Source organism: Butyrivibrio sp. AE2032 (assembly GCF_000702965.1).
Genome location: NZ_JNLF01000005.1, coordinates 342,290 through 365,903 on the forward strand (window position 1 = coordinate 342,290; position 23,614 = coordinate 365,903).

A 23,614-nucleotide genomic window follows, 5' to 3' on the forward strand; every position below is an offset into this window, starting at 1 on the left:
TTGATTATTTGGAAATCACCCATTCGTACCATTTTTGATCGGAAAAATGATTTTCGGGATGGCAGATCAACTTTCTTCTGTACTGTCTGTCAAGTTATCCATTTCGATAGTAAGCAGGAACCCGGGAGAGAATTCTACTGTCATCCTGCCGCCCGCTTCCTCGACATTTCTTCTCAGTGAGAGAAGTCCTCCGCTTTCGGTAATTGCTCCCTTGGGCGGTTTTCCGTTATTGGTAACCGTAATGACAGTTTTCTTTTCATCAGCACTGAGATCCACCTGGAGCTTATCGCCTTCCGCATGCTTAACGGTATTGGCCGCACACTCAGTGACCGCACGTGCAAGAATCTTACGGATCTCAGGCTCCTTGGGAGTGTTTCCTGTCATATCAACACGGACACCGATGCTGTTTGCCATGGAGACAGCCATTGTAAGGGCATCATCTTCACCAAGATATGGCTCCTCTGCTTCACCGAGAAGGAACATGTTCATCTGCCTGGTGGCCATGTAAACTACGCCGGGATCAGTCGTATCCTTATGATTTATGTAGTGACGCCCCATGAGGAGTACCTGACCCAACTGATTATGAAGAGCTGCCCTGGCATCTGCTTCCTCCTGGGCGACAAACATATCTCCGGACAGCTCGGTAACCGCCTTCATACGGCGATGGATATCCTGAAGACGCTCATTCTTGGCCTCGAGTTCATCAATGATCCTGTATCGCTCGGTAACATCTGTTGCCGTGATCTGCTCGTATTGAGTTCCTCCGATCTCAAAACTGTCCTTGCCGAAGAACCATACTTCCTTATCGGGAGTACGGATAAGATATTTGCCGCCCTGCTCTTTGCCCGCTTCTTCAATATGAGACCAGAACAGATTTGCATCGAAAAGGATCTCCCCCGTCAGCTTCTTGCTGAGTTTATTCATCCTGAGATTGGACAGCCGTACCGTACCTTCAGGGCTGCTTACGGCAATACCTTCCGGAAGGAGGTTTACAGTCTCGATAACGGTATCTGATGTCAGGTTCGTAGTCCTGTACTTCATATTGTCACGGCTGCAGATGAGCAGGAGGATTCCGGAGAGCACTTCAACACCTGCCCAAAAGACAGACGGAAGTTCGGACATCATGAGCTGGAACGGCATAAAACAGTGTTCTCCGCTGCCGCTCACTACTCTCGAGCAATCCATAAACACAAAGAACACAAGGAATGAGAGCAGGACATTCGCTCCTGCAAAAATGAGAGGTCTGATCTTATGGGTATCAAAAACAGTACGGAAAAGGATCGTGATCGCTCCGACCAGCTGGATCAGTGATACCGAGCACATCAGGTACCACATCCAGGAATCCGTTATCGTACAGAGTGCATCCATCATGTAGTGCCTCCCTTCTGCCCCGCTCTGATCGTAAAGAACAGCAGCCCGTCGCTTTCCTTGAAGATTACCGGAAGAACAGTTTGCGGAAGTTTTTTTTCCTCAGAGGCTTCCATCGCGATACGTATGCCGTCCTTCATAAGTGAAACAGTCATTCTCCTTAATACGGAAAGATAAGTCTCCAATACTGTCTCAAAAGTATCGTAAAGATCGTTTATGTCTGACAGAGACATCTCCGAATACTCGTCTCCGATGGCAGCCGCATCTATACCGCAGCACTTAAGGAATCTTGCAGATTCGGAAAGAGCAAGAAAGAGCTCGCGGTTGCTCTTCGGGAGTGTATTTTCCGAAAGGAGGAGAAGATTTGTCTTTCTCTTTGAATATGCATTAAACACACATACTGTGCCGAGTGCCTTACCAAAATCAGGAGATCCGGGATCAGTGTTATCGAGAAGCACATCGATCCTCTTCTGCTTAGGCCATATTGCCGCGGCGACTCTCCCGTATACCTGATTCTGCGCATCGATCCTGGCCTTCTGTTCTTTTAGCTTATTCTCGATTTCGATAAGACCGTTCTCCTCGCTTATCAGCGCATTGGCTTCGTCAAGGCGTCTGCGCTCCTCACGGAGCTCATGTTCATCCTCTGTCCAGAACGCATATCCGGCACGTATCTTCATCCGCGAAAGTCTCGTGTCCTCATCAAGATAGACCGGCACTGTTCCGGTCGACATAAGAATCTCTTTGTCTGCCTTGATCGGGGCGGCACTTTCATGGACAACATGCATATCCATGTCGGTTATGAGAACAGGAACTTTCAGGTTCCTGAAAAAGGCCGCGTGTTTTTCATTGTGAGGTATGAGACGGCTTCTGATGCAGAACTCGAAGATAAGGAGCATAAAAAAGCTGTCGATCTCTGCTGAATTGAACATCCTTGGAAGACTCAGACGGTTGATCACGAAAGAATAGAGCAAAGTGGTGGCAAGCCAGGCAAAGAGCGAAGTGGCTATCGCTGCGACAAGCCAGCCTTCTTTTTTTCTCATCGCCCTGAAGAGGATCATAAGTCCGATCAGGAGCTCAAGGAACATCCATCCGCAGATCAAATACATGAAAGGTCCCCAGACATACGATCCCGATTCCAGATCAAACGCTGAAAGCTCCACTGTAGGACTGTAGACAAGAAGATGAATATCATTTGTAAGCGGGATAACAGTGACTAATCCGGCCGAGATGAAGATCACCCATTCCATCCTTCTTCCTGTCACGGAATCACCGTAAGCAAGAGCAACGGATGTTGCCAATAACAAAGTGGGCAGCAAAAGCAACGGGACATAATAAGCGTAGCCCGCAAACCTGTTCATCACCACCGAATTCACGATCACCCTGTACTTAAATATCCTTAAGAGCAGATACAGGATCATCGAAAAACCGGCTGTGATAATGTAATTCCTTGCTCTGGACGGAAGGATCCTCGTCATTACCGTCTGCATCCAGAAGACAACCAGCGCTATCAGTATCGAAGCATTCAGACAGAACATCAGGCTGCTCAGCAGCATATTCTCTGATCTGGTCAGGAGATTACAGATCCCCGCAAGGAGCAAGAAAGCCAAAAACAGCGATGAAGTCTTGTGCTGTTTGATCAGTCTCACTTCAGTTCAGGTCCTTTCCGCATTATCCGTCAGGAGCTCAACGTATGTCTCTGCCAGTCTTCTTTCTTATCTTCTCCTGATAGAGAAGTCCGTCTGCATTATTGATGACATCGTAGATATCGACATTGCCTGTTACTCTGAACTTGTATATGCCTGTACTCATCTCGATCGGATAGGGCTTGTTCGCAAACTTGTTATAACGCTTGGTGACCTTCTCTATCCTGCTCTTCATGGCTACGGTATCGCAGTCGGCACCGGTAATGGCAAGAGCGATAAACTCATCGCCGCCGAACCTTCCGATGATGTCGGAATCTCTGAACGATTCCTGCAGGACCTGAGCGATAGTCCTTAACGCAAAATCCCCGTCATCATGTCCGAACTCGTCGTTTACCATCTTGAGGTTATCCATGTCCGCATAGCATATGATCGCGATCTTGCCCTGGTTGGCAGGATCTCCCAGAGCCTTCTCGGAATTGGAGATAAAGCCTCTTCTGTTATAAAGTCCGGTAAGCTCGTCCTTCTGGGCAATCTCCTCGAGCATCGTATTATCCCTGATAAATCTCTCAAGTGAATTCTGCAGAGCCTGCTTGACCTTATTCTGTTCTTCCATCATGAAGAGAGATCTGAGCGTGACAGACAGCTGTGAAGATACAGAAGACACACTGAAAGAATCAGAAATCTGAAGCTCGTTTACGAGCAGTCCGTATACATCCTCGCCCACGAAGAGCGGAGAAACTATCATGGTACGGCGCTCATCTCCGGTAATGAATTCATTTTCGAAGATGCTCTCCGTACGCAGGAGCTGCTGTTCATCGGTCAGTGTCTTCAGTTCTCCGCCGTCACTTATGGCCTTTAACAGGATGGATGTCGGCGGAGTCCAGTTGAACATACCGTGGTTCTTGATATTACCCTGGAAAAGATATAGGAACGACCTCGTAAATCCGAGTCCGCTGAATCCTCCGAGGAGATGCTCATACGGAATGTTGAATCCGTTCTCATTCAGGAAGACCTCACCCATCTGGCGGTTTACCATTCCGCGCATTCTCTCGCTCCTTCTCCTTGCCGAATTGACAGGAAGGATACCCGAGAATGTCATTCGTCTGAAGTATCTTGCAAACACCTCGTTTACAAGCACACGGTCATGATCGTTGCCGAATGCCTCGAGTGCCTTGCTCTGCATTGCCTGGATGGTATTAAAGCACTTTTCTCTCGTCGAGAGCACGAAAAGATCAGTTCTCAAGAGCTTTGCGAATTTCCCGTCCATCTCCTCTATCACGGCCTGCTTTTCGTCAGCCTTCAGGAATTCGATATATGACCTCAGAAAATCCTCGAGAGCTACATTTATTGCTTCGGTCTTGACAAAATCATTAAACAGATAATCCTTTACTCCTGCGATAAAATCCGTGCTGTCATTCTCGCAGTCAGCGATATTCAGTCTCTCGTACATTACGCCGATATCGAAATCATCGCATCCGCAGGAACTCCTCTGCACGAGGTGCGTCTCGACCGTCATGTCCTTTAACGCGGAACCGTTGATATAGTTCTCGGCATTGAGCACAGCCTTATATGCGAGCGATGCCGAACTTGCTTCGACCGTCGTAAGAGGCGGCTCTAAAGAGATAGAGAAAACGTCGTCGTCGAATCCCGCGATAAGGATATCCTTGCCGGGAACCAGACCTCTCTTCGCGAGTGCGTTATAACCACCGACGGCCATCGAGTCGTTTGCGAAAACAATGGCATCCAGATGATCGTTCTGATCGAGGAGTTCGTTTACCGCATCCTCGCTCGCCATCGAGAAATCACCGTATACGATTTTGTGTGCATCAAAAGGAATGTTGTTCTCTTTGAGAACGCTCCTGTAAATGTCGAGTCTTTCCCTGGCGTCACGGTTTGTAACAGGGCCGGATACAAAACCTATATCCGAAGCCTTATGCTTATTGATCAGATGAACGAGAAGACTGCGAAGTCCCGATGCGTTATCGAAAGTTACCGAATGATAACCTTCAAAATCCGAGAAGAGGCATACGATGGGGACATTCGGCATAGCCTGCAAAAAGCGCTTCTGCGTATCGATGTCGGCTCTCGAACAGATCATGCCCTGAAGGATGTATATGATGTCGACATTGCGCTCTGTGGGAAGACTGAACACCGTGTTGTACTGGTATTCATATCTCTTATCGGCATACTTGCTGTCTGTCTTTCCGATGTAGTGGCCGGGGAAAACGAAAAGGTTCGCACCCAGTACTTTTGCTGCCTGCTCGGCACCGATGGCAGCCTGGTTGGAGAAATAGTTATCAATGTCATCAATGACAAATCCGATATTGATCCTTCGCTTCATATTCCGCCACTCCTTAAAAAAATCTGACGATATTTTATCACAGAACAGATCCTATATCTGACGCAGTCAGCAGATCAGATCCCGTGCAGTCTCTTCCTTGCCATCTTGTCGGCATACATCCTGGAATCAGCTTCCAGGATCATGTCTTCGATGTCGATATTCCTGTCTATCACACGCTCCGAGATACCGAGGCTCGCCCCGACTTCGAAGGGTTTGTCGGTCATGGCCGGATCCGCATCTGCGTTCTGCTCGATCTCGTTGCGGATATCCCTGACTTCTTCTTCATGTTTCCTGTCGCTGACTATCGCGAAAGCAAACTCGTCACCGCCGTATCTGGCAGCCACTCCGTTGTCCTTAACATACTTCATTATCGCCCTCGCGAGCGTCTGTATCGCGACATCGCCGTTCTCGTGTCCGTACGTATCGTTTATGGCCTTGAGCTTATCCATGTCTATGGAGAACAAAGAAAGAATCCTGCCTGCATTTGCGGGCGTATTAAGGAGCTTGTTGATAACTGCGAAGAAACCTCTTCTGTTATAAAGCCCCGTGAGGAAATCCTGCTCTGAGAGAAGTTCGTTCGTCTTGTTCGTTGATATGAGTTTTCTGTTGTTGTTTACGGCATTGACCGCAGCGTTTACAAAGAGACTGAACTCTTCAAAACGCTGCTCGGATCTTAACGTGATGACATCATAACCGTTGACAACGTAACCGAATGTTTCCGTGCTCGATCTTATCTGCCTGAAGAGAAGCACATTGATGTTGCTGTCGGGCGCAAGGATCAGATCATAATCAGGAATGGGATATTTCATCCGGTAGAATTTCTGCGCATTCGTGTACTTGTTAGATCTGCCGTGGAAAACGCTGTGGCAGCAGTTATCCTCTTCCAATACGCCGACAAAATAATACTGGCTCTTCCACACCCAGAGTGAATTTCTTAAGTTGTCCGCAGCTTCGTCGAGATTGTCGGTAGCCGTCATGCGTGAGACAAAGCGACCCATCTCGAGCATATGCCTAAATGCATCCTGATTCTCTTCAGCAAGCTCGTCAACTATTTCCGACCATGGGAAATCAGAGAGCTTCTTGCATCCGCAGGACTGCATGAATCTTGACCTGTAAGGGATAAGGAAGGAATCGTCTTTAATGCTCTTCATCTTTTCCCAATCGCGTATCCTCAAAAGGATCTGCTTCAGGATCTTTTCGTATTCAAGTTCGCATGTGGTCAGTACCGGATCGTTATATCTGCCCTGCCATATGCCGTCAAAGCCCGTAACTATTACGTCTTCCGGTATCCTGATCTGCCTTTTGCGGAGCGAATCGCATACGCCTAAGGCCATCGAATCGTTCGCGCATATGATGGCATCGGGAAGCTCATATCCGTCCTCAAGAACTTCATCCATTACCGTGAGGGCGCGCGCCTGCCAGAAGTCACCGTAGAAGATCTTCGCGGAATCAGGATCGATGCCGTGCTTTTCGAGAACCTTCTTAAATATCGCGATCCTCTCTTCAGAGAAAGGATTATCCTTAAAACCGGCAAACATGTCGAGTTTCTTCGCGCCGTGCTCCGTGACAACGTGTTCCACGACGGACTCAAATCCCGTGCCGTAATCGAAATCAGCATTTACGCATCCGTTCAGAGGATACTGGAAAGTGATGACAGGGACATCCATCCTGTGGCCTATATCGGCAAGGCGCTCAATGACCTCTCTCGTCTTGATCATCTCACCGAAAACAATGATCGAAGCAAGTTCCATCCTCGATAACAGATCCGCAAACTCTTTCTCGAGTTCGGCCTGCGTGGTGTCGGGATTATTAACGTTGAAAGTAAAGCTTGCGATAACATAATCCTTCGTCACTTCAGGTGTCTGGAGAGCGTTGAGGAAAAGGCTGAAATTGTCCGAGTCGTCCCACACTCCGCATACGGCGATTATCTTACGCCTGTTGTCATTTCCCTCTCTTTTCTTGAGCGAGATATTGCGGATATGTATCGACGCTTTTGAAATGGCACTGATGGCGAAAATGATGGAAGCGCTGTCAAAATCCCCGGAAGGCTCAAAGAGCATCCTGTGCTTTTGCCAGTTGCGGTCGAGTCTTATCGAATATGCTTCCGTAACGGGCTTCTGCTCCTCATCGTCAGAAACGAAAAGACATTTTATGTTGCGTTCCTCATCTGCTCTTCCGTCGAAAGAGAACTCATAGGAGACACCCTGCTTAAAACAGAATCCGTTCTGAAGAAGCCTCGTCTCACCCGATACGCCCGAAATGAACGACGGCGTGATAATGAGCTCGTCTTCCATGAAACTGACATTCGTATTAAGATCGCCTTCGGCAACATAGAAAGAATTGTAATCACCGACCTGCTTCGGCTTTGAAGGATCTGCATCTCCGGTATCGAGAGAAAGTATGCGTGCGGGCCTTACGACATCCCTGTCATAAACAGCCTTCTGATAGTATCTGACATAATCCACCAGAAGCTCTGAATCATTATCCTTTAGTTCCGCCTGGCCGTCGTTTCCTTTTCCCTTTTTGTCATCGCTGACGGAAACTCCGATGACCACATGGAAAGGCTTGTCGAAGGGCGCGGGATAAGGCTCTTCGGTCTCACCTGTCCTGGCAAACCAGTAAGACGTTCTGTAATATTCCTTGCCGTCGCAGGAGAAGATGATCTCGTCCTGATCCCATTCGCAGGAAAAGATATGGAACTCTGAAGAAAAATCTGTATTGAGCCTTCTGAAGTTTCCGGATCGTTCTGTATACGGATATCCGAAAGCTACACGTGAAACAGCTTCATCGGTCCTTCCGCCCGCGATCTCGACTATGTCGATCTGTCCGTGCAGAGGAAATTCCCTGTAATCTGACGAGGCCTCATCGTAGGCTTCCGTCGGCATAAGACGTATATAGCTCAAAAGACCTTTTGCCTTCGGAACCTTGATCCTGGCTACAATCTTGCCGTAGGTGTAATCACGCTTGCCGTATGTGCTGACTCTTCCGGAAAGATATCTGAGTTCGCCGGAATTGTTTGTAGTGATCTTGGGCCTGATGCAAAGACAACTGTCCTTGATATCAAGACACTGATCGCCGCAGTATTCCTGACGTTCGCCGCTGATCCAGCCGGGGGCGCGTGTTTCCGCACTCCATATGGCATCGTTGATGGAACTGTTGTTAAATTCGTCGGACCAGACTACATGAAAGCCGTCCGGTAAAGAGATCTTGGTACGCATTCAGGAACGGTCTGAAAAATATTAAATGTATTACTCGTCAGCCTTAAAACAATCGGAATCGTTGTTCCTGGCCATCATGTACTTGTAGCAGTCATCGGCACTGACTTCAAATGCCTTGAAGATATCCTTAACCGCGTCATAGATGGCCTTGCATCTGATGATATCGACTGTATCGTGAGCCTGTGAGAAAAGGCCGAAGATGAGCATGTCATACATCTTGTAGAAATCGACCTTGAAAGCATCGAACTCATTGATCGCCCTGATGAAAAGTTCCTTATTCTCAGGTTCGTATGTGCGCATGAGGTTCAGAAGATGCATTTCCTTCTTTACACAGCCGGCAATGGCATTAACGCTTGCCTTGATACCCGGATTTACAGTCCTCGTGTTGTAACGTACAATCGTCATGGAGAGCTCGTCGAGCATATCAACACACTCTTCGATATGTCTTGCCATCTGGAAGACGGTTATCCTCTTCTCGGGATCGGGTTCAACGGCATGTAATCTGTCCGCAAATTCGTGGAATACATGATCGCCGTCATCTTCTAACTTGTTGATGCGACGTGAGATCGCAACTCTGTCTTCTATCTTCTCGAGCATACCCAAGAGCTCGACACATTCTTCATTAAGTATCTCAGACAGCTGCTGAGCATGATCGAATAAAAACTCGCGATCTTCTGTTGTCATCTGTAAAGCCTCCTCTTAGGACGGATTAAAAAACAATTTTCAATCTATTATATATTAACAAAGATATTTAATTCAAGAAGAACGCTGTTTTCGGGAATGTCATTATCCATACAAAATAAAACTGCCTCAGGTGAAGGACACTTGAGGCAGTCATATTTTTCGAAATTTATTTTATATCAGAGAGCGGAAACCTTTGTACCCATTGCTTCTGCATCCTGGTTCTCAACAACGAGATTTACAGACTTAGGTGTGCAAACGAAAGTTGTCTTAACAGGTGTGGGCTCTACTCTGCCGCCTAATGCATAAACACCGCCGCTGATGTAGTCAACTACACGCTGGTTCTTTTCTGTGTTAGTGAGGTTGCAGATTACGATATGACCTTCACGGATGTGATCGCAAACGATCTGGCTTGTTCTGATATCGAAAGGTGTAAGCATGATAACTGTTGCGTTATGCTGCATTACAGGTGTAGTAACAGCGGGTTCCTGAACGAAAGTGCGGGGCTCTTCATCATAAACTTCCTCAGTGATAGGCTCCTGCATGAAAGATTCTTCTTCGTCAAGGTTATATCCCATATCTTCACCGTAGAATTCCTGCTCTTCTGTCTGCTGTCCGCCGCCTACAGGTGTAAACATGCTGTCGATAAAACCCTTAAAACTAAAATTGCCCATTTGTTTTCCTCCTTAATTATTCGCCCGACCAAGGACATTCATATAACATAATCGGATATTAACGAACTTTGACTTTTACTTCAATAAATTTGGGCAATATGACATAAGACGGTAATTTTAAAAGGGTTATATTACAACGATGTAACAAAAATGAACGTTTTCTGATCGAACAATGTTACAACGGCTTATATTGAGATCTGTCACCGAATATTGCTGTGCCGATCCTGATATGCGTTGAACCCTCGCAGATAGCGCTCTTGTAATCCTGGCTCATACCCATGGACAAGACATCCCAGCCTTCAAGTCCGGTATATGACTTAAGGTCTTCGAATATTACTCTTGTTTTTGCAAAGACTTCTCTCGCCTGACCTTCATATGTCTCAATCGGAGCCATTGTCATGAGGCCTCTTATGCTGATGGAAGGAAGAGCCATGATCTTATCTATAGCAGGCTTCAATTCATGCGGAGCAAAGCCGTGCTTGCTCTCTTCACCGGAAACATTTGCCTGTAACAGAATAGAGGTTGTAACATTGTTACTAACCGATCTCTTAGATATCTCCTCGGCAAGTTCAATGCTGTTTACAGAATGGATAAGGCTTGTCTTTCCGATGATATACTTAACCTTATTCTTTTGTAATGTACCTATAAGATGCCAGTTGACATCTATATCCAATGCGGAAAAACGCTCGACCTTCGGAACGAGTTCCTGGACACGGTTCTCACCGAGATCCTTAAGTCCGCTCATGGCAGCCGCCTCGGCATATTCCACAGGGAATACTTTTGTGACGCCTATGAGCGTAACACTTCCCTTTTCCCTACCGGATTTAGCCGTTGCTTCATCGATCGATTCTCTTACCTTCAGGATATTATCGGAGATCATCTTAATCAGATCTTCATTGTAATCATATTCCATATCAATCAACCTTATCTCCCGGCTTTACAGTCTTGGGGTTAGTAATGATGACAGTATCGAGATTCGGTACTGATGCGTTTCCGACCTGGTCAATGATCGCGAACTCTCTGTCATTATCGAGCAGGATTACGCGCACCTCTTCAACGAATCCCTGGTTGTTCGTATATACGGAAGCGATTCCCGAATAATCGGATACCATAATCTTCTTGGAAGACTTTCCGAGTCCCGTTGCCGTGTCGACAAAGTTAGCCGTGTAACCCTTGGAATATATCCTGTCGAGCTTCTTGAGGTTGGAATAATCGTTCGGCGTCGCGAATGCAACAAGCAGGCCGCCGTTTTCGAAAGATTCAGTGTGTATTACCGAGCACCCACCGACAGAGGAATTCGGCGGAATGTCCTCAGGATCCTCATACAGAGCTTCACCGTTGTCATTCTGAGTCTTGGGCATTATCGTAACGTTAAACATCGAACCTTCTGCAAATGTATCTTCGCTGACAAGTTCATCAGGATAGAAGTAAACGCAGAAAGCAGTGCTTCCCCTCTGTACATAATCGGCATTGACAAGGCTCGGTACGGATACTCTCATACCGTCTGTCTCCGTGATGACGATCTCGATATCAACGGTCCTGAGATCCAGAAGGTCTTCAACGTATCTTGAAGTCTCGAAAGTAATGAGCATGCCGGACGCATCGCTCTCGCAGCGTACGACCTTGCAGTTGTCGATCGAGAGACCTTCGGTACGGACGTTAATGTCATGAAGCGTGCCAATGGCAAAATCCGATACGGCAGCATCGTTGGCCGACAGATAAACCGTAAGATACTGGCTCTCGTTCTGAGCGATCCTAACTACCGCGGTATCAGCTTCGACGCTAAGGTCTGAAGAGATCGCACCGACGGAATTGTTTATATATGACTTTATCTCAGATGCGGGCATAGCAAGGAACATATTGTAGTTAAGGAGCTGTTCCTTACCGTCGAGTCTGAACGATACGATACCGGGCCTGTGCGCCGAGATAACAGATGCATACTTTTCGACCTGTGCCTCGTAAACCTTCTCGTCAGTTCTCAAAACAGAAATCCTGTCGTCCTCGAAATCGATCCTGCTCATCTCGTCCTCACGTTCATCCAGGATAACGTTTACCGAAGATCCGTAGGAAGACATATTCGTGAGATTTCCGCTCATCGCATCAAATCTTACCGAATCGAGGATCGCGGAAAGATTCTTGTTATAGTTCCTGTAAATGGTGTCAGCTTCAGCAACACCGCCCTGCATTATCAGTTCCTGCTGTACATCGGAAATCTGTGACTGAACGTTTCTCAGGTCCTGAACGACGGATTTCATCTCCTCGGGAACAACAATAGCGAGTTCCTGTCCTTTGGCGACTCTGGAACCCTCCGTGATCTGTGTTACAAGTTCACCTGCGTTTGTGCTGGTGATAACATCCTCATCTCTTACGATGAGAGCCCTCGCACCGATAGTATGCTCGACCGCACCCGTCGTAACGAATGAGAAGTTTGGCTTCTCAGCAAGGAAGTCATATAAGTGGTGTATTACGAATACGAGAACGAAAAGAGCCGCTGCAACGACCACTGCTCCCAGGAAGCCGTTCCTTACAGCACGTCCCTCAGCACTCTTCTGCGAGGGATTCTTGCGCTTATGCTCGTTCTTCTCGATCTTCTGCTGCTCTTTGATCTTAGCCTGTTCAAGACGCTTTTGTTTCTCAAGGACCTTGTCGCGTTCCTGCTTCTCGGCTCTTGACTTGGCCTTGGCATACTTCAGGTCCTCAGCACGCTGATTGGAAGATGCCTTTGCGTCACGGCCCTGCTGTTTTGCGGATGCCTTGGTGCCAATGTTCTGCTGCTTTACATCCGAAGAAACACCGGACTTATCCATCTGAGGGATAATGCTCTTTTCCCGGATCCCGAGATTGATGTCTTTGCCGTTCTGGTCCTTGTAAGGAACACCATACGGCATCTGCTGTCCGTTCCCTGATGCAGGTTTTCCGTTGACCTGACGCTTTGCGCTTCCCTTTACGGGCTGCGCGCCCTTTCCCTGCTTCACAGGTTGTCTGCCAGCAGAACCCGCAGTCTTCCCCATGTTCTGCATAGGTCTGCCGGAAGTTTTCTGGACAGGCTTGCCGGAATTGCCGCTGACAGGCTTGCCCGGTGCTTTCTGCACGGGTCTTCCCGAAGACTTCATACCTGAAGCAGCAGACGGCTTACCGCCCTGTTTTCCTGCAGGAGCAACGCCCGTCTTTCCGGAAGACATCTTCTGCTGCGGAGAAGAAGGTTTTCCCTGCTTCTTTCCGCCGAAGAGCTTTCCGCCCTGTTTCTTATCGTTCTGCCCTTCCGGGCTGTTATACCACTGTTTTCCGTCGGCCATTACTATCCCTTACCTCCCGATCGCGAGCATACAGGCGAGCTTAGCCTGCTCTTTGGCGAGGCTTCCCTGCATGTAAGCAATATATGGCGGCTTGATCGGGCCGTCACATGAGAGTTCCGTAGTTGCGCCCTGAACAAAGGCGCCTGCTGCCATTATTACCTGATCCTCATAACCCGGCATATCCCACGGCACGGGTGTAACGAAAGAATCCACAGGCGAGCACGACTGTATCGCACCGCAGAACTGCTTCATCTTCTCAGGATCTCCGAATTCTATTGTCTGAACGATGTCTCCTCTTGCCTCTGTGGAAGAAGGACTCGTCTTATAACCTTCACCGCTGAGTATCTCAGCCGCAAAAACCGCACCCTTGAGACATTCGCCTACACAGGCAGGAGCAGTGAAAAGTCCTCTGGCGATCATGGCATTCGCTCCAAGCGTGGGACCCACTTCGCTTCCGAGACCGGGAGTGGTAAGATGCCTTGCCGCATTCTCGACCAGGTCTTCCCTTCCTGCGATATATCCGCCGGTCCTTGCGATCCCGCCGCCGGGATTCTTTATGAGCGAACCCGCGATAACATCCGCACCGGCCTCTGTCGGTTCCCTCTTCTCGGTAAATTCGCCGTAGCAGTTATCAACGGCTACGATAATGTCTTCTCTTATCGAATGAGCAAGAGATGCGATCTTCTCTATGTCATCGCAAAGGAGGGCTCTTCTGCCCGTATAACCCCTGGATTTCTGGATGAATACCATCTTTGTCTCAGGCTTGATCGCAGCTCTTATGGCTTCCAGATCGGGCGAACCGTCCTCCCTGAGGCTTACTTCCTCATAGCCTATTCCGTATGACATAAGGGACATATCGTTCTTGTCAGCCGAGAGACCTATAGTCGCCATGAGCGTGTCATAAGGCCTTCCCGTAACGGAGAGCATAATGTCACCGGGCCTTAATGCGCCGTAGAGCATGGCCGAAATAGCCTGCGTACCGGAACTGATCTGCCATCTGACATAAGCCTTCGGAGCACCGAACACCTTAGCGAATATATTCTCTATCTTCTCCCTGCCCACATCGTCATAGCCATAGCCAGATGTGGAACCCATATGCGTGTCCGAAAACTTCTCACTCCTGAAAGCATCGAGCACCTTTAGCTCGTTATATGTTACGATGTCATCGATACGCGCGTAAACGTCAGCCAGCGCCTCCTCAGCCCTGACAGCCGCCTCGAGGGCCTTTCCGCTCACTCCGTATCTTCCGTAATTCCCGATATTGTCTTTTATAAACTCATTCATAACTTGTAATTATAACACTCTATCGAGCAACTTGCTTGCAAGGGTTGCGAGAAGAGTGGATATATCCGGGCAACGCGAGGAATATAACACTTACCCGTAAACAGCCAGCTTTAAAGCTCCCGGATAGCATTCAAATGACACTTTATGACCCGAGAAGTCCTCGCCGTCGTAATTGCCGTTAAGATCCTTGGTTCCGGTTGCTTCAACGGTGATCCTCGTAGTAACGAAAGTATCGACATTCTTATAGCCTTCGTGCTTGCCATTCTTGTACTTGGTCAAGAGATAAAGGGCGCGCGGAAGCTTTACCGCATCGATGGCGCAGACATTGATAAGGCCGTCGTCGATCTTCGCCTTGGGCGCGGGACAGAAACCGTCTCCGTAAAAGGATGCGTTGCAGACGGCGATCAGAGTATATTCCGTATTTGCCGATTCATTCGGCTTGCCGTCGCCTCTGAGTGTCGTGAACCTGAAATTAAATGTCCTGTTGCCGAAGATACATCCCAGAGCCGACGAGATGTATGCAGTGCTCCTGACAAAACCCGAATTGGGATGGGCGAGAACCTTCCCTTTTGCTCTGAGCTGGACTTCTGTGTCTAAACCAATCGAAGCGACATTAAGACACCAGGCCGAACTCGCATCTATCCTGTTGCCGTCACTGTCGTAGGATGTTACTTTTATGAGATCTGAATCCTTGATCTTATAGCCGTCGCGGAAGAGATCGCCGACACAAACATCGGGATTGCTCCTGTGGTTCTCATCCATGACCGATCTCGTGAAATCATTGCCGGTACCCAAAGGGATAACGGCCATGGGAGTATCTGACTCTGCAAGGGAATTGGCGACTTCGTGTATGGTACCGTCGCCTCCGCACGCGACTACGAGCAGGTCTTTTTCCGTTGTGGCCTTCGAAGCGGCCTCGCCGGCATGTCCCGCGAATTCCGTATAAATTACCGAAGCGGCATCAGGGTTCTCCTCCGAACACCTGGCATATGCGGCCCTAAACCTCGCCAGGGCTTTCTGATCAGCTCTGCTGTTAACGATAAAGAGTTTCTTCATCAGGATTATTTTGCCGTGAGTTTCATTACAACATCCACCATCTGGTCGACGGTCTTGACTTCATCAAGGAGTTCGTCCGGAAGACGGATATTATATGTCTCTTCAACATCGATAACGAATTCATAGAGCTGAAGAGAATCAAAGGGCAGATCGGTATTAAAATTCAGATCGGACGTTATTTCTTCGGCAGGCATCTCCAAAGTCTCGGACATGATCCTGATAACTTCTTTTTTGACATTTTCTCTCAGGTTATCTGAATCAGCCATCTTTCTTGTTCTCCTTTGTAGTATCCTTTGCAACCTGTCTTGCGGTTGCCCTTACGTTCTCACTGCTGTCATAACGTCTCAACTGCTGAGCAACGTATTCATCGACCTCATCAACAAGATCAAGGATGTGCTTTCTGTCATTCTCATCGTATCCGGCAAGGATGTGCTTGGCCAGTACGCGGTGGAACTTGCTGTTCATTCTGCAGGCAAGCTTTCCGTTATGCGTAAGGCTGATCCTCACGATACGCTTATCTTTCTTATCACGTTCTCTGTGAACATATCCCTTCTTGACGAGCCTGTCTATCGCAACCGTAAGAGTGCCCGTGGTGATGCCAAGGTCTTCAGCGGTCTTAGTCATTGTGCGTGCGTCATAGGGGCCGATAGCCGTAAGTGTATGCATCTCGGCAATCGACAGGTCATTAAAATATCCTGCCTGAAGAGATTTCTCTTCCGTCAAAACGACATTCTCAAATATCCTTACAAGGGCTTGAGACAACTGTTCTTCTTCGTCCAGCAAAATGATCTCTCCCTTTCTATTTGATTAACAAATTAATTATATCAAATAATCGTGCTGATTACACAAGCCCAAATTCAGTTGTCCGTGCTCTTAAATGCTTTCTTATCCCCGTTTATGAGTACGATGACGAAAACGATGACAAAGAGTGCGAGTCCGCCGAGTATGAGCTTCACGCTGTCCTTCAGTCCGATATCAGCAATCAGCTCGTCACCGTATGTTCCTATGGAATTGAACAGTATGTGCGTAAAGACCGTGAAATAGAGCGAGCGGTACTTGTATCTGATATATCCGAGCATGAATCCGAGGAACGCCGCATAGATGCCCTGAACGAGGTTCAGATGCATCACGCCGAAAAGGATACCCGAGATGAGTATGACGAAGAACGGTTTGATTCCCGACTTTTCGAGTAGTCCGAAAGTGACACCTCTGAGACAGAGTTCTTCAAGGATAGGACCAAGAGCAATAGCATATACGACCTGGATCAGGAAATTGTCGGTAATGCCCGATGATTCTATGAGCTGGACATACTGTTCTATTACGCTAGGGAAAAACCTTTCGGCAAGGATAAAACCGGCATTGATCGCGAAATAGAGTCCTACGACAGTACCGAAACAAGCCAGTATGGACTTGATTCCGATGACCTGTTTAAGATCTACTCTCGGATTCTTCTTAACAAACCCCTTGTAATACCAGATAGAGAAAATGATAAGGCCGATTACCGCATAAAGAATATATGTGATCGCAGCATATTTCTCGGTAAAGACCTCCATCATTTTGTCAGTCATGGCCATGGCATCATTTATATCCGTACCGTCTTTGATCAGGTCATACACTGACAGACCGATAAATGGGATCTGGCATACGGTCTGTAACATTATGAGGATCGCGACCGGAACGACTGAAAGGAATATGAATCCGACCCTGATCCTCTTTTTTGCCGGAGCCTGCGCCACTTCTGCCTGAACAGGTGCAGCGGCAGCCATACCGCTCTGTTCCTGAACGTTTATTCCCTGACCATTCATTTCCTCTTCCATGTTATCCTCCTCAGGTTTATCTGAACTTTACTATAGTAACTCCGGCATCTCCTTCGCCCTGAGCTCCAGCCCGGAACGATTCGACCCTGTCGTCTTTAATAAGTATATCCTGCACGCATGCCCTCAGAGCACCCGTGCCTTTCCCGTGAACGATCCTCGCCTCTCTGATGCCTGCAAGAACACAGTCCTCAAGATACTTATAGAGCTTTGATTCGGCCTCGGCCGTAGTCAATCCGATGAGCATGAGCTCCGCCTTCGTCGAGGAAGCGGCACTGAACCTGACTTTGCCCATATCTTCGGACTTATTCTTATTCTGAACACCCCTGGCCTTCGATGCGGCCCTGCCGTTCTTCGTCCTCATAAACTCATCGCGCTGGGCCTTTGTAGGCATCATGAGCTGGTCCTTCTTGACTGCGATCTTCATGCTGCCGCAGACGATGTTTACCGTGCCGCTCTTAGAAAGATCTGATTCCGCGATACCGGTCTGTCCCAGCGAAGGCACATAATAGCACTCGCCCTTAACTACTTCCTTTACGGGTTCGCCGCTCAAAGCGACCGAAGCCACTGCCTCATCATCATCTTCCTCAAGATCGCTGATGCCTGCCCTGAGCTTCCTTCTTATCTTGTCGAGTTCCTTTTCGCGCTCCGCCCTGTCCATGGCCTTTGACCTGCGTCTGAGTTCACGGAGTTCTTCGGCGACTTCTGCCTCGCGATCTTCGAGGATCCTCTTCTGCTCGGCTCTCATATCGTTCAGGATCTTCGTCTTGGACTGTTTGAGTTTGGCATTCTCTTCTTCGAGACGTGCCTTCTCGTTCCTCAGTTCGATATTGAGTCTGTCATTTTCCTCGGCAAGCGAAGAAGCCCGCTTGGCTTCCTCTTCCGCTTTCGCGAGAAGCGCCTCATACTGAAGTTCATCCGTGGACATCCTGGCTTTAGCATTGTCCAGGATATTCTTTGCAAGGCCGAGTTTGCTCGATATGACAAAGGCATTGGAAGATCCGGGTCTTCCCGTAATGAGCTTATATGTGGGAGCCAGTGTCTCGGTATCGAATTCACATGAAGCGTTCATTACACCTTCCGTGGTCTCCGCAAAGCCCTTGAGTTCCCTGTAATGCGTCGTCGCCATGACGATGCAGTTTTTCTTTCTGAGTTCTTCAATTATCGAGATCGCGAGTGCCGCGCCCTCGGCAGGATCTGTGCCTGAACCGAGTTCGTCAAGGAGCACCAGGGATTTGCCCCTGATGTTCTTCAGGATGAATACGATGTTCGACATGTGCGCGGAGAAAGTGGAAAGGCTCTCTTCTATGCTCTGCTCGTCGCCTATGTCCGCCAGAACCCTGTCGAAAACACAGACTTCGGATCCGCTGTCAGTCGGTATCGGAAGTCCCGCCATTGTCATGAGGACAAGAAGTCCGCATGTCTTCAGCGATACCGTCTTACCGCCCGTATTAGGTCCTGTTACGACTAAAGAATCGTATTCGTCACCAATCCTGATATCGACAGGCACTACGCTGTCACCGGGTATCAGAGGGTGTCTCGCGCCCTTCAGATCGATCCTTCCGTCGAGGTTAAGAACAGGACAGAACGACTTATTCTCGACGCCGTATTCCGCTTTGGCAAATATGTAATCGAGACGTGATGCTATCCGCATATTGTTTTCGAGAAGAGCGCTTATAGATACGACCTCATTCGTAAAACTCTTGAGGATCCTCTGTATCTCGGCCTGCTCGGCAAAGTTAAGTTCCGCGATCTTGTTGTTCGCATCAACAACGCTCATCGGTTCGATAAAAAGCGTCTGTCCGGATGACGATGCACCATGCACGATGCCCTCTATCCTGCCGTTGAAATCAGCTTTGACGGGAATGCAGTATCTTCCCTCTCTCAGTGTTACGATGCTCTCCTGGAGCATGTCGGCGTGGTTTGAGATGACGCGGTCGAGCAAAGTCCTTATGCTTCCCGCAACATTCTTGCGTTCTCTTCTGATGGATGACAGTTCCCTGCTGGCTTTGTCGGACACCTCATCCTGACCCAATATTGCGCCGTCTATCTTTTCCAAAAGAGACGTGCATGTCTCAATGCCGTCTATATAGGCGCATATGTCAGGTTCGGTCTCATCAACGAACGGAGATCCTGCCGATCTCGCCTTCGTAACGACTTTACTGATCTCTTCGGAAGTCCTGAGGAACGATGCCACCTCCAGGAGCTGTCCGCATGTAAGAGTGCCCTCTGCCTTTGCATATGTGAGGGCTTCTCTCAGATCCCTCATGCCGCTCAAGGGTATCATGCCGAACCTCATGATGTGATCCATTGCCTGTCTCGTGCATGAGAGTTCTTTGGTCACATAATCCATGTCACAGCAGGGCGCCATATCCATGCAAAGTTCGCGGCCGTAGGACGTTCTCGCCTTTTCGGTCACGCTGTCTCTTATCTTATTGAATTCAAGCGTCTTCAATACGCGCCCGCGGATCTTCTTCCGCTCGAGGCTCTCTTCGAAGCTTATAAATTCATACATGGTCTAAAAGTACCCCTATAGTCTTAATGCCGGATCCCGGATCAGCCGAGCCTCTTGGCATTCTCAATGATCTCAGGCGTGATGGTCTTAGTCATTGCAAGACCTTCCTCGATATCGACATCAGTGATCTCGCCGTGCTGTCTTACCACGAGCCTGTTAAACCTCTTCTCCATGAGGCAGTCGATAGCCTTGATGCCCATGAGGCTTGCCATCGTTCTGTCTCTTAATGTGGGCGACCCGCCTCTCTGCAGGTGTCCGAGTATTGTGGGACGGGCTTCGATGCCTGTCGCCTCCTCGATCTGCTTTGCGATTTCCTCAGCGTGGCCGACGCCCTCCGCAACAATTACGATATAGTGCTTCTTGCCTGTATTGCGTCCGTCGAGTATGACTCTCAGGACATCCCTGTTGAAGTCGTAAGGAACTTCAGGAATGAGGATGCTCTCGGCGCCCGTGGCAATACCTACGTTCAGAGCGATCCAGCCTGCATGTCTGCCCATTACTTCGATAACGCTGCAGCGCTCATGTGATGAAGCCGTGTCTCTGAGCTTATCGATGCACTGCATAGCGGTATTCATCGCCGTATCGTAACCGATGGTATATTCTGTCGATGCTATATCGTTGTCGATCGTACCGGGAACACCGATGACCGGCATACCGATCCTTGCGAGCGCCCTTGCTCCCTTGTAGGAACCGTCACCGCCTATGACGATAAGAGCGTCCAGTTCATATGCTTCCATCATGCGTGCGCCCTTGAGAACGCCCTGGTCAGTCATGAATGTCTGAGACCTTGCCGTCATGAGGAAAGTTCCACCGCGCTGCAATGTCTCCGATACACTCCTACCGTCGAGCTGCTTGATCTCGCCCTTCCAGAGTCCGTGATATCCTCTTGTGACACCGTACATCTCAAAGCCCGCATTGATGCCTGCCCTTACGACTGCTCTAATTGCAGCATTCATTCCGGGCGCATCGCCGCCGCTCGTAAGAACGCCTACGCGCTTTACAGGCTGTACCGTACTCTTATCAACTTCATCGTAGTTTAAAGCCTTAAGGCTGTTGATCTCAGGAAGGTTACTCTCATCATAAAGAAGTCTGCCCATATAAAATTCCTCCGAACCATCAAAAAGATTATTCGGAAACAATTATACACTAAATAAGAAAGAGGTATTACCCTTCGTAATAAGACTCTATCGTCCAGGAGGTATTTACGGCAAGCGGATATACTGCCGCAGTTACCTTGCCGTCGAAAGCCGGATCGTATTCAAACTCATCAAGAGACTGGAGAAACGCCAAAGTCTTTTCATTCTCATTCAGGACACCGCCCGCTCTGGCATTTGTGTCAAACACCTCAAACAGGATGCCACGTGAATACTTCAGGCTGTTTTTCATTTCTTCGTCTATATATGTTCCGGTATCTATCCCGTTATCCTGACAGAAAGACTTAAACTGCTGATAGTTTTCGAAAACCAGTTGCTTTCCGATAAGTTCGCTTCCGCCATATGGGATATTGACTATGTGATCCGGCGAAGCATCCAGGATATACCGTCCGCGTGTCTCCAGCCGCAGAGGATTGATAAGATCTGATGCCAGATCGCCGGCCTTCTGCAGAGCAGCATCATCCGTCGTCATGATACTTGTACCCCACAAGCAGATGACCGTCTGTTCCGACGTCTCCTGATCGATGTATATTATCTTTCGCTCACCTGCATCAAAAGCAAAAAATTCCTCTGATGTTTTAACACCGGGCTTTATTTTCAGGCAGGCATTGTACAGTTCTGTCATTTCATCCGGATCAATATGGGCAACCGGCTCCGTATATGCCTTTATATAATTCCAGGCTGTCATCTCACAGCCGGAATCGGACTTGTTCTCAAAAGAATATACATCCCCTCTGCAGGTAATAAACAGCAGTTCGGACTGATAACCCTCTGCCCAGTTGTAGTAAGTGCACATAAATAACAATTCGTCTGTTGAAGGGACAGGGATCATATCTTCCACGCTCTCTGAACCGGAAGTTTCAACTGATGACGTTTCAATGCCATAGGTCTCAATTGCTGTTGATTCGACACCGCTTGCTTCATTACCGTTTGTCGGGACAGCATCTCCTTCAGAACAGGCGGCTGTTCCTAATAATACTGATACGGCCAGAAAGGCCACCGTCATCTTATTTCTTTTCATCATATGAAATATCTCCGTATCTCTGGTCTACACCATACATACAGATAAACACATGAAAAAGTTGCAAACGGGAAACATATCAGCGGCCGACACCGTAAGTCTGCTTGAATACCGCCTTATCTTCGTACATTGCCTTATCCGCATCCTTGAAAACCGATTCGACAGTCGCATCCGCTGAAGAATTATCTGCCACACCGACAGCTGCCGAGAACCTGAACCACGGTTCCTTGTCTTCCTGCGCGAACGATTCGGCAAAGTTTTTTCTGAGCTTATCCGCCAGAGCTTCGCGGTTCTCATAATCTTCTCCCTGGAGTATGGCGACAAACTCATCTCCGCCGATCCTATACACCTGCGAATTCGTAAAGACTTCGCTTATCATGCTGCAGCATCCCTTGATGTAGATATCACCGGCCTCATGTCCGAACTCGTCATTAACGTTCTTGAGATTATTGAGGTCGACCATCAGGATGGCAAAAGGCCCTCCTTCCCTCGCTATCTTACGGCTCAAGTCAGCCGACTTTTTGATGTAGGCGGACTTGCTTCCGGCACCGGTCAGCGCGTCCTTTTTATTTTCATCGCTCAGCTTATCTATCTTCTGTTCCTTGTTCTTGATCTCGTTCTCAGACTTTGCCTTCTCCTTCAGATAATCAATGATGTTAATCTGAATGGCCCTTATGCCATAATAAATCTCCGATATCTCATCATTTGTCTGTATGTCGAGATCCATGACGCCTGCGGTCTCGTAATCCTTGTTCTCGGAAGGATTGAACCTCTTCATCTCCCTGGTCATCTCCCTGATGGGATTTACTACGACCTTGTTCATGAAGAACATGGCTCCGAAAACGACGATGACCGTGTATATGACAGCACCTACGGAAAGGCTAACCAGGAAGGATGCCCTCTCCGCCATTACCTCATCCATGTTGATGTCGCAGCCGACTATGCAGACGCAGTTTCCTTCTGAATCGTAGACGGGCTTGAAATCCGAACAGAGCCATCCCCAGTCCCCGTGGGATATCGTTGGTTCGGGAAGTTGCGATATGTCGATGCCTCTCAGTTCCAACTCGCGTTCTTCATAATAACCGGTCTCATAAATGGGGTTCTCGTCATCATCAACGAGATACATATCGTATTCGGCATCCTGATCTCCGTGTGCAACAACATAGAGGTATTCGATACCTTCAAGATTTGCAAGGAAGTTCGAGAGCAGTTCCCTGATATCGCTGTATTCATCCCACAGATCATGCTCTCTTAAGTATTCTTCGATGATCTCCTCGTTATCCTCTTCTTCAGCTCTTTCCCTCAGCGCCTGGAATTCATCGGACGCAGCCGCCTCCCTGAGCCTTGCAAGATAATCACCGTCCATCATGGAAGCCACATTACGGGCGTTATCGGATGCATTCTGCCTGTAGTATGAATTGATCTGATTGGAACTTATGGAGAATGCAATGATCATCGTACCGAGAGCAACCACCAAAACGGTAGTTGCCACGAAGATGTACATCTTCATCTTTACGGAAACGAATCTCTTGCCGCGCTGCATGCATCG

At 48.3% G+C, this 23,614-nt stretch carries 17 protein-coding genes; all 17 read right to left on the reverse strand.

Features of this window, described 5'->3' with window-relative positions:
* Positions 1-66: 66 nt before the first annotated feature.
* Positions 67-1,371 (reverse strand): sensor histidine kinase, encoded by a 1,305-nt coding sequence (locus BO18_RS19275; protein WP_034449013.1) that lies wholly within the window; start codon positions 1,369-1,371, stop codon positions 67-69.
* Positions 1,368-3,014, reverse strand: a complete 1,647-nt coding sequence (locus BO18_RS19280; RefSeq protein ID WP_034449014.1) for a hypothetical protein — start codon at positions 3,012-3,014, stop codon at positions 1,368-1,370. Before BO18_RS19280 ends, BO18_RS19275 begins: the two co-directional genes overlap by 4 nt.
* 37 nt (positions 3,015-3,051) lie before the next feature.
* Entirely contained in the window at positions 3,052-5,352 is a 2,301-nt protein-coding gene (locus tag BO18_RS33125; protein ID WP_051688960.1) for a GGDEF domain-containing protein, read from the reverse strand.
* 74 nt (positions 5,353-5,426) lie between these two features.
* Positions 5,427-8,570, reverse strand: a complete 3,144-nt coding sequence (locus tag BO18_RS19290; protein WP_034449015.1) for a diguanylate cyclase — start codon at positions 8,568-8,570, stop codon at positions 5,427-5,429.
* Between the two features lie 30 nt (positions 8,571-8,600).
* Positions 8,601-9,254, reverse strand: a complete 654-nt coding sequence (locus tag BO18_RS19295) for a hypothetical protein (RefSeq protein WP_034449016.1) — start codon at positions 9,252-9,254, stop codon at positions 8,601-8,603.
* Positions 9,255-9,430: 176 nt separating this feature from the next.
* Positions 9,431-9,925, reverse strand: coding sequence for a cell division protein SepF (gene sepF / locus BO18_RS19300; protein ID WP_034449017.1), 495 nt, complete (start codon positions 9,923-9,925; stop codon positions 9,431-9,433).
* A 175-nt stretch (positions 9,926-10,100) separates the two neighbouring features.
* On the reverse strand, positions 10,101-10,838 hold the full coding sequence (locus tag BO18_RS19305; RefSeq protein ID WP_185752515.1) for a YggS family pyridoxal phosphate-dependent enzyme: 738 nt from the start codon (positions 10,836-10,838) through the stop codon (positions 10,101-10,103).
* A 1-nt stretch (position 10,839) separates the two neighbouring features.
* Positions 10,840-13,221, reverse strand: a complete 2,382-nt coding sequence (locus BO18_RS19310; protein WP_034449018.1) for an HlyD family efflux transporter periplasmic adaptor subunit — start codon at positions 13,219-13,221, stop codon at positions 10,840-10,842.
* A gap of 9 nt (positions 13,222-13,230) precedes the next feature.
* The gene (locus BO18_RS19315; protein ID WP_242856595.1) at positions 13,231-14,457 is read right to left on the reverse strand and encodes a methionine gamma-lyase family protein; all 1,227 of its coding nucleotides are present in this window, start codon (positions 14,455-14,457) and stop codon (positions 13,231-13,233) included.
* A 138-nt stretch (positions 14,458-14,595) separates the two neighbouring features.
* A complete protein-coding gene (locus tag BO18_RS19320) occupies positions 14,596-15,561 on the reverse strand; it encodes a diacylglycerol/lipid kinase family protein (RefSeq protein WP_034449020.1) in 966 nt (321 codons plus the stop codon).
* Positions 15,562-15,566: 5 nt separating this feature from the next.
* Positions 15,567-15,827: an acyl carrier protein gene (locus tag BO18_RS19325; protein ID WP_034449021.1), complete on the reverse strand. Its 261-nt coding sequence runs from the start codon at positions 15,825-15,827 to the stop codon at positions 15,567-15,569.
* A complete protein-coding gene (locus BO18_RS19330) occupies positions 15,820-16,344 on the reverse strand; it encodes a MarR family winged helix-turn-helix transcriptional regulator (RefSeq protein ID WP_051688962.1) in 525 nt (174 codons plus the stop codon). Before BO18_RS19330 ends, BO18_RS19325 begins: the two co-directional genes overlap by 8 nt.
* Positions 16,345-16,418: 74 nt before the next feature.
* Positions 16,419-17,378 (reverse strand): CPBP family intramembrane glutamic endopeptidase, encoded by a 960-nt coding sequence (locus BO18_RS33130; RefSeq protein WP_051688963.1) that lies wholly within the window; start codon positions 17,376-17,378, stop codon positions 16,419-16,421.
* Between the two features lie 16 nt (positions 17,379-17,394).
* Complete coding sequence (locus BO18_RS19340) at positions 17,395-19,890, reverse strand: endonuclease MutS2 (protein WP_051688964.1); 2,496 nt, start codon at positions 19,888-19,890, stop codon at positions 17,395-17,397.
* Positions 19,891-19,931: 41 nt separating this feature from the next.
* Positions 19,932-20,987, reverse strand: coding sequence for a 6-phosphofructokinase (pfkA, locus tag BO18_RS19345; protein WP_081861153.1), 1,056 nt, complete (start codon positions 20,985-20,987; stop codon positions 19,932-19,934).
* A gap of 67 nt (positions 20,988-21,054) precedes the next feature.
* A complete protein-coding gene (locus tag BO18_RS19350; RefSeq protein ID WP_034449022.1) occupies positions 21,055-22,068 on the reverse strand; it encodes a hypothetical protein in 1,014 nt (337 codons plus the stop codon).
* A 76-nt stretch (positions 22,069-22,144) separates the two neighbouring features.
* The gene (locus BO18_RS33135; RefSeq protein ID WP_051688965.1) at positions 22,145-23,608 is read right to left on the reverse strand and encodes a GGDEF domain-containing protein; all 1,464 of its coding nucleotides are present in this window, start codon (positions 23,606-23,608) and stop codon (positions 22,145-22,147) included.
* Positions 23,609-23,614 lie beyond the last annotated feature (6 nt).

What these genes read in the sequence shown, in the direction of transcription:
- BO18_RS19350 (WP_034449022.1), bottom strand. Translation starts at nt 22,068, where the DNA reads ATGATGAAAAGAAATAAGATGACGGTGGCCTTTCTGGCCGTATCAGTA.
- BO18_RS19340 (WP_051688964.1), bottom strand. Translation starts at nt 19,890, where the DNA reads ATGTATGAATTTATAAGCTTCGAAGAGAGCCTCGAGCGGAAGAAGATC.
- BO18_RS19310 (WP_034449018.1), bottom strand. Translation starts at nt 13,221, where the DNA reads ATGGCCGACGGAAAACAGTGGTATAACAGCCCGGAAGGGCAGAACGAT.
- BO18_RS19320 (WP_034449020.1), bottom strand. Translation starts at nt 15,561, where the DNA reads ATGAAGAAACTCTTTATCGTTAACAGCAGAGCTGATCAGAAAGCCCTG.
- BO18_RS19290 (WP_034449015.1), bottom strand. Translation starts at nt 8,570, where the DNA reads ATGCGTACCAAGATCTCTTTACCGGACGGCTTTCATGTAGTCTGGTCC.
- sepF (WP_034449017.1), bottom strand. Translation starts at nt 9,925, where the DNA reads ATGGGCAATTTTAGTTTTAAGGGTTTTATCGACAGCATGTTTACACCT.
- BO18_RS19325 (WP_034449021.1), bottom strand. Translation starts at nt 15,827, where the DNA reads ATGGCTGATTCAGATAACCTGAGAGAAAATGTCAAAAAAGAAGTTATC.
- BO18_RS19295 (WP_034449016.1), bottom strand. Translation starts at nt 9,254, where the DNA reads ATGACAACAGAAGATCGCGAGTTTTTATTCGATCATGCTCAGCAGCTG.
- BO18_RS33130 (WP_051688963.1), bottom strand. Translation starts at nt 17,378, where the DNA reads ATGGAAGAGGAAATGAATGGTCAGGGAATAAACGTTCAGGAACAGAGC.
- pfkA (WP_081861153.1), bottom strand. Translation starts at nt 20,987, where the DNA reads ATGGGCAGACTTCTTTATGATGAGAGTAACCTTCCTGAGATCAACAGC.
- BO18_RS19305 (WP_185752515.1), bottom strand. Translation starts at nt 10,838, where the DNA reads ATGGAATATGATTACAATGAAGATCTGATTAAGATGATCTCCGATAAT.
- BO18_RS19275 (WP_034449013.1), bottom strand. Translation starts at nt 1,371, where the DNA reads ATGATGGATGCACTCTGTACGATAACGGATTCCTGGATGTGGTACCTG.
- BO18_RS33135 (WP_051688965.1), bottom strand. Translation starts at nt 23,608, where the DNA reads ATGCAGCGCGGCAAGAGATTCGTTTCCGTAAAGATGAAGATGTACATC.
- BO18_RS33125 (WP_051688960.1), bottom strand. Translation starts at nt 5,352, where the DNA reads ATGAAGCGAAGGATCAATATCGGATTTGTCATTGATGACATTGATAAC.